Origin of the sequence: Citrobacter sp. NCU1 (assembly GCF_010231475.1) — a bacterium.
Classification (GTDB): Bacteria; Pseudomonadota; Gammaproteobacteria; order Enterobacterales; family Enterobacteriaceae; genus Citrobacter_D.
The window spans coordinates 37,288-49,040 of record NZ_NRDO01000040.1; the positions used below are offsets into that span (position 1 = coordinate 37,288).

The following is an 11,753-nucleotide window of genomic DNA, read 5'->3' on the forward strand; positions in this document are numbered from 1 at the left end:
TGTGCGGAAATTCACGCATTATATTGATGTTTTTTTTATAAAAATCTTTTAATAACAGTCTGTTAGTTTATTTTTTAAAGGTGGCATAACACCTGCATTAGAGAAACAGGTCTTTTCTCTTTTACGTTGAGGTGATTATGTCATCAGTCCCGAATAATGTTGCGAAAAAGCGTAGCATCATCCCTAACCCCGGTTTGTTTCTCGCCATTATTGCCGGTCTTATTATTATGTTCCTGCCGCTAGGCGACTCATTACCGGTCGCCGGGCAGCATATGATTGCGATTTTAGTTTTTGCGATCATTGTCTGGATAAGCGAAGCGATGGATTATACCGCCAGCGCGATTGTGATTTCGGCATTGATTATTTTCATGGTTGGCTTTGCGCCGGATATGAACCATCCGGACACGATTTTGGGGACAGAGAAAGCCCTAAAAATGACGCTCTCAGGGTTCTCGAACTCTGCGCTCGCTCTGGTCGCTGCGGCGATGTTTATTGCGGCGGCGATGACAATAACCGGTCTGGATAAGCGAATAGCGTTATTTACCATGTCAAAAATAGGCGCCAGTAGCCGGAGCATTATTATTGGCGCGATTGTCGTGACCATCGTATTGAGTCTGGTGGTTCCCAGCGCCACGGCCCGTACTGCCTGCGTAGTGCCGATTATGATGGGGGTTATTGCAGCATTTAAGGTCGATAAACACTCCCGCCTTGCGGCATCCATGATGATTGTTATCGCTCAGGCAACCAGTATCTGGAACGTGGGTATCCAGACTTCCGCCGCGCAGAACCTGCTTTCCATCGGCTTTATCAATAAAACCTTTGGTGCCGGCCATTCGATCAGTTGGCTCGACTGGTTGTTAGCGGGTGCTCCCTGGAGCCTGGCGATGTCGGTGATCCTCTACTTCCTGGCCCGAAAACTGCTGCCACCGGAAACGGAAGCGGTTGAAGGCGGCAGTGATGCGATTAAAAAATCACTGGCGGAATTGGGGCCCACAACGGGGAAAGAAAAACGCCTGATTGCTATCTCGTTGTTGTTGCTGGTGTTCTGGTCTACTGGCGGAAAACTGCACAGCATTGACACGACCTCTGTGACGCTGGCGGGTCTGGCCGTCATGCTGATGCCGGGCATTGGTGTTATGCAGTGGAAAGACGTTGAGAAGCGCGTGCAGTGGGGAACGTTGCTGATGTTTGGTATCGGGATAAGCCTCGGTTCTACGCTGCTTGATACCCAGGCGGCATCCTGGATGGCGAATTATGTCGTGCAAGGTTTTGGTCTGGACGCGTTACCCCCGCTGGCGATCTTCGCCATCCTCGCCGCATTCCTGATTGTCATTCACCTTGGATTTGCCAGCGCCACCGCGTTAACCGCGGCATTGCTGCCGATTCTGATCAGCCTGTTGAGCAGTCTGCCGCCAGAGTTGGGCGTTAATCCGATCGGTATGACCGTTCTGTTGGCCTTTAGCGTCAGTTTTGGTTTTATTTTGCCGATTAACGCACCGCAAAACATGGTGTGCCTGGGGACCGATACCTTCTCGCCGCGTCAGTTTACCCGCGTGGGGATTTGGCTCACGGTGATTGGCTATTTGTTACTGCTGTTTTTTGCCGCCACCTGGTGGAAAGTTCTGGGTCTGATGTAAGGAGATACGCCATGTCACTGCAAATTGCACTGGAAAAAGTCCGTTGGTTAACGACCGGATTACTGGCGTTGAATGGTTGCGATTCGGATATCGCCCAGGATGTTGCTGAACACATGATTGAGGCCGAACGGTATGGTTTTCCCAGCCACGGCGTCACTCTTTTACCGAAATATCTTGAGAACATCGCCAGAGGCGATGTGACACCGAATGCCCGGCCAGAAGCGCTGGTCAGCGAAGGCCATCTGCTGCGTTACCATGCTCATAATGGTTTTGGTCAGCACGCGGCAAAAGTGGCGATGAATGCCGCCATTGAGCGAGCAAAAAAGCATGGATTTTGTCTGCTCACTTTGTGTCACGCGCACCATTTAGGGCGTATGGGACATTTTGGTCAGATGGCGAGCGATAAAGGGCTGGCGATGCTGGCGATGAGCAATGTCACCGGAAGACCGGCGCTGGTCGCTCCCTGGGGGGGAGCGCAGGCTCGCATGACGACCAATCCGTTCTGTTTTGCCTGGCCGTTTAGCGATGGCAGACCGCCGATGCTGGTTGATTTTGCGACCAGCAGTATGGCGTTGAACAAAGCGCGGGTAATGTCTGTCGAGGGTAAGCAGACCGCGCCAGGGCAGGTGATTGATGCGCAGGGTAATCCCAGCACCGATCCGGGGGTGCTGTTTACCTCGCCATCGGGCGCGCTGTTACCGTTTGGCGAACATAAAGGCTTTGGTTTGGCGTTGATGATTGAAATGATGGCGGGGATCTTATCCGGTGGCGATACGATCGCCGAAGATCATCAGGCGGATGGATCCGCGCATAACCATCTGTTTGCCCTGGTCATTGATCCCGCAAAATTCAGCGATCAGGCGGAGGCGAAGGGGCAGTTTTTTGCCGACTACCTGCTGGCGACCCGGCCGCAGCCGGGGGGCAGGCCGGTTATTTACCCTGGGATGCCGGAGGCCGAAACACGGGAACGCAACAGCAAAACCATCACGATCCCGGCCGCGTTCTGGTCATGGGTTGTGGAACACTACGCCCGCAAAGGCATTGATTTGGGTCTGCACCCCCAGACACCGGCGCTAGCTGGTTGATTCCAGCCGATAGAGTTGAGGCTGGATCTGGTGCTTATTCAGTTTGTCATATAACGTCTTGCGCGGCAGTTGCAGTAGCCGCGCAGTCAAACTGACCTGGCCTTCTGTTTGTCGCAACATATCTTCAATGAGCTTTTTCTCGAACGCATCAATACAAGCGGTCAGACCCCTTTCTTCTTGCTGGGTCATCGGTACTGACTGGTGCTGGGTTAATAATCCTAATACAAAGCGCTCGGCATTGTGTTTAAGTTCCCGCACATTGCCAGGCCAACTTTGTGATTGCAGCCAGGCAAGAAGCATCGGCGAAATATCGGGAAGAGGGCGATTGTATTTTTGCGCGGCCTGACTGGCGAACCAGTAAAAAAGCTCCGGAATATCTTCTCGTCGCTGACGCAGAGGAGGAATACTCAGGCTCACCACATTCAGGCGGTAATAAAGGTCGGCGCGGAAATTATTTTCTTCACTCTGGCGCAGCAGATCTTCTTTCGTCGCGGCAATAACGCGGCAGTTCACTGGAATTAACTGGTTGGCGCCGAGTCGTTCAATGGTGCGTTCTTGCAGTACACGTAAAAGTTTCACCTGCATGCCTGGCGGCATACCTTCAATTTCATCCAGAAAAAGTGTACCGCCGTTCGCGTGTTCTATTTTCCCAATCCGTTTTTTCAGCGCGCCGGTAAAAGCGCCTGGCTCATGACCGAAAATTTCACTTTCAAAGAGAGTTTCAGGTAATCCTGCACAGTTTAATGCGACAAACTGACCTTTATGGCGGGTGCTCCAGTGGTGCAACATGCGGGCGACCACTTCTTTGCCACAACCCGTTTCGCCGTAAATAAGCACATCGGCATCCGTATCCGCGACATTCATGATCATTTTTCGCAATTGCTGCATTTGTGGGCTACGGCCTATCAGTATCGGCCCGTTTTCTTGTTGCAGGCGGGTGAGTAATTGCTTGTTCTCTAAGACCAGTCGGCGTTTTTCCACTGCCTTTGCAATAATGCTGAGCAATTTATCGGAGCTACAGGGCTTTTCGATAAAATCGCAGGCGCCATTACGCATGGCTTCAACGGCCATTTCAACATCGCCATGACCCGTGATTAAAATAACGGGGATTTTGGCATCGATTTCAATAATCCGGCTTAATAGCTCTAAACCAGATATACCGGGAAGTCTGACATCGGTGAGTACAATTATATTCGTTTGACTCTCAATCACAGGTAAACTCTGTTCAGCATGAGAACAAGAAATAACTCGATAACCTGCGAGGGTCAGCGTTTGCTCGCAGGCAAAACGCACATCATCGCTGTCCTCAATATAAATAATGGTAATATCGCTGGCATTATTTACCATTGTCTTCTCTCCATTCTGGCCATGATAAAGTAATCATCGCACCACCTTCCGGATGATTACTGGCGTGGATTGTCCCATTTGAGTTTCTGACTATTTCGCTGACAATCGCGAGACCGAGTCCAATACCTCGACGTTTGGTGGTGAAAAACGCTTCAAATATTCGCTCAATAATTTGGGGTGAAAATCCGCAGCCATTGTCTTTCAGTGTGATGATAACGTTATGATCTGTCTTATAAATTGAAATATCCAGACGTTTACTTTGCTGATCTTCCATGGCGTCCAATGCATTGGTTATCAAATTACTAAAGATCTGCTCAAGACCCAATTCATCACAACCGACGAAGAGGGGACTGGACGGCGTTTTAATCCGGCGTTCAAGATTATTTTTTTCCATGCTGTGGTTTAGCAATGCGACCGCGCTGTACATCACTTTAATGACATCCGCAGAACCTTTTGGCACCCGATGGCGGGAGGCGAAGGTTTTTAGCTCCGACATTAATTGGGTCATTCGTTCGACAACGGAAATGATGTATTTGAGATTCTGGTCTGTCTGCGAATACATCTTTTTCGCCAGCATCGTGCGGGCATTGTCTGTCAGGGCATGGATCGCAGCCAACGGTTGGTTTTGCTCATGGGCGATTTCAGTCGCCATCTGTCCTAAGGCGGCAAGCTTGTTGGACTCCGCCAGTTCGCTGCGCGTTAACTGAATAATGTGCTCTGCCTGGCTGCGTTCTTTCATCTCCTGAAGCAGTTTTTGATTCATTGACTCAAGAGCATAAGTCCGTTCTTTAACCTGCATCTCAAGCGTTTCATTTGCCTGGGTTAATAACTGTTGAGCATGCGAGCGCATGCGCCAATATTTGATAATAACCAGTACCAGTAAATACAATATAAGGGTGATTACCAGTGAAATTGCCAATGTCCAGTAGAGATTATCTAATGGCACAATGATCGTCATCTTCCAGTTAAATTCTGGTATGGGAATTTGCTGAGTGTAAAAACGGGGTAATAAACAAAATTGATTTGATTTCTCTTTTAAAAAAATGAAATCATTGAATTTAAAACAGGGGTAATAGTCGGCAGGTAAAAGATTATTTAAACTGTATTGCCGGGTTAACTGTAGTTTCTCTTTTATTTGAGAAGGTAATGGTTCTAAGGTTCTCATCCGCCATTGCGACTTTGAACTTAAAAATATAATGCTGTGTTCATCACTTACGATGATATTTTCAGGGCCTTCTGCCCAAACGTTTTCAATGTCATTAAGACTAATTTTAACAACAACGACGCCGACAATTTTGCCTTCGTGTCTGATACCAGTAGACAGAAAGAATCCCGGGGTATTCGTTGTGCTGCCGATACCGTAGAATCTACCGTTCAGTCCCATCATTGCTTGTTTATAGTAGGGACGATAGCTATAGTCTTGCCCCACATAACTTCCGGGTTCTTTCCAGTTACTGGAAGCGATTGTTTTTCCTTGCGCATTAAGAATAAATATTGCTGCTGTTTTTAATTGTGTGTTGAAATATTCAACATGCTTATTGAGTCTCTCCGAGACATTATCATTCGATGGGTCCATAGATTGTTTTATTATGTTATCCATCGATAACATATAAGGTAAAATATAATATTGATCTATTGTTGAATATAATGTTGACTTGTACATTTCTAAACGCATTTTATCAGTGCCGACTAATGTCATAAAACGCATGTGTAAAAATAATACAGAGACAGTCAGCATTAATAGCAGGAGAAAAATACTTGTAATGTGAAAGCGCCACCTATTTTTTATAATAAAAGAGCATGGTGTTCTCATTAAGTATCCATGGACGTGTAATGATAAATGCGACGAGTATATTCCTTACGCAGTGATGATGAGAAATGAAATAGTACCATTGTGTGAGTAAGTGAGCAGAATACATCGGGTACTGTGTGGTTTATCGCACAGGTAGTTATATCGATGAATATTACATTCCGTAACATAAATTAAGGTTCAGATGTGATCATGCTCTTTTTCTATAACAAAACCGGAGATAATTCTTCCATTAACCCCCCTGGGGGGTTATGGTCGGAGGGTTTTGTTGAGTACTGTCTCAATTTTATAATCATAACTAGATGACTATTTAGGGAAAAATATGCGCAAGATAACGTTGGCATTGAGCGCCGTTTGCTTATTGTTCACACTAAACGGTCCCGCTGAAGCACTGACCTCTTCTCCTTCTTCGTTAAACCCCGGAACCAATGTCGCTAAACTCGCAGAGCAAGCTCCCATTCACTGGGTTTCGGTGGCACAGATTGAAAATAGCCTGACAGGGCGTCCCCCGATGGCGGTCGGATTTGATATTGATGACACCGTGTTGTTTTCCAGTCCGGGCTTCTGGCGCGGTAAGAAAACCTGGTCGCCGGACAGTGAGGATTACCTGAAGAATCCGGCGTTCTGGGAGAAAATGAATAATGGTTGGGATGAGTTCAGCATTCCGAAAGAGGTTGCGCGTCAGTTGATTGACATGCACGTTCGTCGCGGCGACAGCATCTTCTTTGTTACCGGACGCAGTCAGACGAAAACAGAAACCGTCTCCAAAACGCTGGCTGATAACTTCCATATTCCGGCAACGGCGATGAATCCGGTGATTTTCGCGGGTGATAAAGCAGGCCAGAACACCAAAACACAGTGGTTACAGAGTAAAAATATCCTGATGTTCTACGGCGACTCGGATAACGATATTACCGCCGCTCGTGATGTGGGGATTCGGGGCGTTCGTATTCTGCGTGCGTCTAACTCAACCTACAAACCGTTGCCGCAGGCGGGTGCGTTTGGTGAAGAAGTGATCGTCAACTCAGAATATTAAGGCAGTGGAGGGGGGCTTGCGCTTGCCTTTTTGCTGTTTTTTTAAACAAAGTTGAGCTGTTCACTTTTACCTTTCGCTGACTTGCTGCACACTGAATAAATGATGTTCTCAGTGGGCGGCATGCTGGTAAGGGGAATAACGATGACCAATTCGGAGTTACTGCAATATTGCATGGCAAAAACCGGCGCAGAGCAGAGCGTGCACAGCGACTGGAAAGCCACACAAATTAAAGTGGAAGATGTCCTCTTCGCGATGGTGAAAGAGGTGGAAGAACGTCCTGCCGTTTCTCTGAAAACCAGCCCGGAACTGGCAGAGCTATTGCGCCAGCAACACAGCGACGTGCGTCCCAGTCGACATCTGAACAAAGCGCACTGGAGCACGGTATATCTGGACGGCTCACTGCCAGATTCGCAGATCTATTACCTTGTTGACGCCTCATATCAACAGGCAGTGAACGCGCTGCCTGAAGATAAACGCCGGATACTGGCGCAACCCTGAGCCGTTTTGCCGGATGGCGTCGCCAGCGACTTATCCGGCCTACAGGATATGTGTCCGTAGGCCTGATAAGCGCAGCGCCATCGGGCATGATTACAGCATCGGTTTGAGGAAACGGGCAGTGTGTGAGGCCTCACACTCCGCAACGGTTTCTGGCGTACCGGAAACGAGGATTTCCCCGCCGCCGCTGCCACCTTCCGGGCCTAAATCGACAATCCAGTCCGCCGTCTTAATCACGTCCAGATTGTGCTCAATCACCACAATGGTGTTGCCCTGGTCGCGCAACTGATGCAGCACGTCCAGTAATTGCTGAATATCCGCAAAGTGCAGGCCGGTTGTGGGTTCATCCAGAATATAGAGCGTCTGTCCGGTGCCGCGTTTGGATAACTCGCGCGCCAGTTTCACGCGCTGCGCTTCACCGCCGGAGAGTGTCGTCGCCGACTGACCGAGACGAATATACGTCAGGCCAACGTCCATCAGCGTTTGCAGTTTACGCGCCAGCGCCGGAACGGCATCAAAAAACTCACGTGCTTCTTCGATGGTCATATCCAGCACTTCGTGGATGGTCTTGCCTTTGTACTTAATCTCCAGCGTTTCGCGGTTGTAGCGTTTGCCTTTGCATTGGTCGCACGGCACATAGATATCCGGCAGAAAGTGCATTTCAACTTTGATCACGCCATCGCCCTGACAGGCTTCGCAGCGCCCGCCACGCACGTTAAAACTAAAGCGTCCTGGTGTATAACCACGCGAGCGTGATTCCGGGACACCGGCAAACAGTTCACGTACGGGGGTGAATACGCCGGTATAAGTCGCCGGGTTGGAACGCGGTGTACGGCCAATCGGACTTTGGTCGATGTCGATGACCTTATCAAAATGTTCAAGGCCCTGAATATCGCGATACGGCGCGGGTTCAGCCAGCGTTGCGCCATTCAATTGCGTTTGCGCAATTGGGAACAACGTGTCGTTAATCAATGTGGATTTACCGGAACCGGAAACGCCGGTAATACAGGTAAACAGGCCCACGGGCAGCGTCAGCGTCACGTCTTTCAGGTTGTTGCCTCGCGCACCCGTCAGTCGCAGCACTTTCTCCGGGTTGGCCGCCACTCGCTGTTTCGGCACTTCAATCTTGCGTTTGCCGCTCATGTACTGGCCGGTGAGGGATTCCGGAACCGCCATAATATCGTTGAGAGTGCCTTCTGCGACCACCTGACCGCCATGGACACCCGCGCCTGGACCGATATCGATCACATGGTCAGCAGCGCGAATCGCATCTTCGTCGTGTTCGACGACGATAACGGTGTTACCAAGATTGCGTAGATGGATAAGCGTTCCCAGCAGACGTTCGTTGTCGCGCTGATGCAAACCAATCGACGGTTCATCCAGTACGTACATCACGCCGACTAACCCTGCGCCAATCTGGCTGGCCAAACGGATACGCTGTGCTTCGCCGCCGGAAAGCGTCTCCGCAGAACGGGAAAGTGTCAGGTAATTCAGACCGACGTTGACGAGGAACTTGAGGCGATCGCCGATCTCTTTAAGGATTTTCTCTGCGATCTTCGCCCGCTGACCGGCGAGTTTGAGGTTGTTAAAGAAATCCATCGCATGACCGATGCTCATGTCGGAAATCGCCGGCAGCGGCGTGTTTTCCACAAACACATGGCGTGCTTCACGACGCAGGCGCGTACCTTCACAACTGGCGCATGGGCGGTTGCTGATGAACTTCGCCAACTCTTCGCGTACCGCACTGGATTCCGTCTCTTTATAACGTCGTTCCATATTGTGCAGCACGCCTTCGAACGGATGGCGACGGACTGAAGTATCGCCGCGATCGTTCATGTACTTAAATTCAATGTTCTCTTTACCCGAACCGTAGAGCACGACTTTGTGAACATTTGCGCTCAGGCTGGCCCACGGCGCATCCACGTCGAACTTATAGTGCTCTGCCAGCGATTTCAGCATCTGGAAGTAATAGAAGTTACGACGATCCCAGCCGCGAATAGCGCCACCTGCCAGCGACAACTCAGGATTCTGGATAACCCTGTCGGGGTCGAAATATTGTTGTACGCCCAGGCCGTCGCAAGTCGGGCAGGCGCCCGCCGGGTTGTTGAATGAAAACAACCGGGGTTCCAGTTCGCGCATACTGTAGCCGCAAATCGGACAGGCAAAGTTGGCGGAGAAGAGCAGCTCTTCCGCTTTTGGATCGTCCATGTCGGCCACCACCGCCGTACCGCCGGAAAGCTCCAGCGCCGTTTCAAACGATTCGGCCAGCCGTTGGGACAGATCGTCGCGTACTTTGAAGCGGTCAATCACCACTTCAATGGTGTGTTTCTTTTGCAGTTCCAGTTTCGGTGGGTCGGAAAGATCGCACACTTCGCCGTCAATACGGGCGCGGATATAACCCTGGCTCGCCAGATTCTCCAGCGTTTTGGTGTGTTCGCCTTTACGCTCTTTGATCACCGGCGCCAGCAGCATCAGGCGCTTTCCTTCTGGCTGCGACAGTACGTTATCCACCATCTGGCTGACGGTTTGAGCCGCCAGCGGAACATCGTGGTCCGGACAGCGCGGCTCGCCGACGCGGGCGAACAGCAGACGCAGGTAGTCGTGGATTTCGGTAATTGTCCCTACCGTGGAGCGCGGGTTGTGGGATGTCGATTTCTGCTCAATGGAGATGGCAGGCGACAGCCCCTCAATATGGTCGACGTCCGGCTTTTCCATTAGCGACAGAAACTGACGCGCATACGCGGACAGGGATTCAACGTAACGACGCTGCCCCTCGGCATACAAGGTGTCGAAAGCGAGCGAGGATTTGCCAGAACCCGAAAGCCCAGTCACGACAATGAGTTTGTCGCGGGGGATGACGAGGTTGATGTTTTTGAGATTATGGGTGCGGGCGCCCCGAACTTCGATCTTATCCATTCACCTTTCCCGGATTAAACGCTTTTTGCCCGGTCGCATGGAGCCACCGGTGACTACAAACGGTTAATTATGACACAATAAAACCTGAATGGATATCCAGTATTGGAATGCAAAACGCAGGTGCCTGTGCAACAATGCATGGCTGAGGTTGTTGACTGGAATCGACCTCGCAACGTAGTAAAAGCGCTATTGGAAATGCTACAATCCCGCGCTTACACTTATTAAGAAACGTTTTTCAGGAGACACGATCATGGCCAGCAGAGGCGTAAACAAGGTGATTCTCGTCGGTAATCTGGGCCAGGACCCGGAAGTACGCTATATGCCGAATGGTGGCGCAGTTGCCAACATTACGCTGGCTACTTCCGAATCCTGGCGTGATAAAGCGACCGGAGAGATGAAAGAGCAGACCGAATGGCACCGTGTTGTGCTGTTTGGCAAACTGGCGGAAGTGGCCAGCGAATATCTGCGTAAAGGTTCTCAGGTCTATATTGAAGGCCAGCTGCGCACCCGTAAATGGACCGATCAGTCCGGCGTAGAAAAATACACGACGGAAGTGGTGGTTAACGTGGGCGGCACCATGCAGATGCTGGGTGGCCGTCAGGGCGGCGGCGCTCCGGCAGGCGGTGGTCAGCAGCAGGGTGGTTGGGGTCAGCCTCAACAGCCGCAGGGCGGCAATCAGTTCAGCGGCGGCGCGCAGTCTCGTCCGCAGCAGTCTGCACCAGCACCGTCTAACGAACCGCCGATGGATTTCGATGACGACATCCCGTTCTGATATTAATGCGTTAATACGGTAACGTGTTTTCTGAAACCCCCTGTCTCAACAGGGGGTTTTTTATTGCCGACTAAAAAGCCTTCGCGGGGCATAACACGGTTAGTTAAAGACCGGGATATCCGGGGCGATCACCGGGTTTGGCGTCCCTCCGGGAAGCAAATCCCGGTGTTTCCCCTCATTTATTGGCTTAAGTGAACAGTGTTACCTACAGGGGAGACTCTTCTCTACGTCAGACTAACACCATCGGCCACTCGGGGGGCGTATGGCTCATCACTTCGACCATCACCGATTCGATATTGCTCCAGATGGTCGAGATATCCACCAGAGTAATTCCGAGCAGACCGGTAGCGAACCAACAGGCGGAGGCCACGCCCAGCGCGCTACTGATGACCGCCAGCCCAATAGCGTCTGATTTACGAAACTGAATATTAAGCGTGCTGGCTAAAAACATGAGCACGGCGCTCAGCAATTGCCAGCGGAGAAGAACCACGCCAGTGGTGATGGTAGCCATGAAACATTTCCTCTGAAAATAGCAACTGCCCTGGACAGCACGGCGTTGTTCACGGGAGACGTGGTGCACTCTGGCTATCGGCGGGCTTTGAGAAAGAGACTTAATGAAACGCTGTTTCTGTTTCATTTGTTTTGTGAACTATAT

General features: G+C 50.6%; 9 protein-coding genes. 5 read left to right on the plus strand and 4 right to left on the minus strand.

The features are described from left to right. The first annotated feature begins 137 nt into the window (after positions 1–137). A complete protein-coding gene (locus CJP72_RS13085) occupies positions 138–1,637 on the plus strand; it encodes a DASS family sodium-coupled anion symporter (protein WP_162381779.1) in 1,500 nt (499 codons plus the stop codon). A gap of 11 nt (positions 1,638–1,648) precedes the next feature. Further along, positions 1,649–2,722 carry an Ldh family oxidoreductase gene (locus CJP72_RS13090; protein WP_162381781.1) on the plus strand — a complete coding sequence of 358 codons (1,074 nt, stop codon included), beginning with the start codon at positions 1,649–1,651 and terminating at the stop codon, positions 2,720–2,722. On the opposite strand, the gene CJP72_RS13095 is transcribed toward CJP72_RS13090, so the two are convergent. Further along, entirely contained in the window at positions 2,711–4,069 is a 1,359-nt protein-coding gene (locus tag CJP72_RS13095; RefSeq protein ID WP_162381783.1) for a sigma-54-dependent transcriptional regulator, read from the minus strand. The genes CJP72_RS13090 and CJP72_RS13095 overlap by 12 nt on opposite strands. Next, the gene (locus CJP72_RS13100; RefSeq protein ID WP_446714967.1) at positions 4,059–5,807 is read right to left on the minus strand and encodes an ATP-binding protein; all 1,749 of its coding nucleotides are present in this window, start codon (positions 5,805–5,807) and stop codon (positions 4,059–4,061) included. The genes CJP72_RS13095 and CJP72_RS13100 overlap by 11 nt, the downstream gene beginning before the upstream one ends. Before the next feature lie 394 nt (positions 5,808–6,201). Here CJP72_RS13100 and aphA point away from each other — a divergent pair, with 394 nt between their 5' ends. Together aphA and CJP72_RS13110 are read left to right on the plus strand one after the other, a co-directional pair. Beyond that, the gene (gene aphA / locus CJP72_RS13105; RefSeq protein ID WP_162381787.1) at positions 6,202–6,915 is read left to right on the plus strand and encodes an acid phosphatase AphA; all 714 of its coding nucleotides are present in this window, start codon (positions 6,202–6,204) and stop codon (positions 6,913–6,915) included. A 141-nt stretch (positions 6,916–7,056) separates the two neighbouring features. After that, the gene (locus CJP72_RS13110) at positions 7,057–7,413 is read left to right on the plus strand and encodes an MmcQ/YjbR family DNA-binding protein (RefSeq protein WP_162381789.1); all 357 of its coding nucleotides are present in this window, start codon (positions 7,057–7,059) and stop codon (positions 7,411–7,413) included. Between the two features lie 90 nt (positions 7,414–7,503). Here CJP72_RS13110 and uvrA read toward each other — a convergent pair whose 3' ends face one another. Continuing rightward, on the minus strand, positions 7,504–10,326 hold the full coding sequence (uvrA, locus tag CJP72_RS13115) for an excinuclease ABC subunit UvrA (RefSeq protein WP_162381791.1): 2,823 nt from the start codon (positions 10,324–10,326) through the stop codon (positions 7,504–7,506). 250 nt (positions 10,327–10,576) lie between these two features. Between uvrA and ssb1 the strand changes: the two genes are divergently transcribed. Beyond that, positions 10,577–11,098, plus strand: coding sequence for a single-stranded DNA-binding protein SSB1 (gene ssb1, locus CJP72_RS13120; RefSeq protein WP_162381792.1), 522 nt, complete (start codon positions 10,577–10,579; stop codon positions 11,096–11,098). A gap of 229 nt (positions 11,099–11,327) precedes the next feature. On the opposite strand, the gene CJP72_RS13125 is transcribed toward ssb1, so the two are convergent. After that, complete coding sequence (locus tag CJP72_RS13125) at positions 11,328–11,609, minus strand: YjcB family protein (RefSeq protein WP_162381794.1); 282 nt, start codon at positions 11,607–11,609, stop codon at positions 11,328–11,330. Positions 11,610–11,753: the final 144 nt, after the last annotated feature.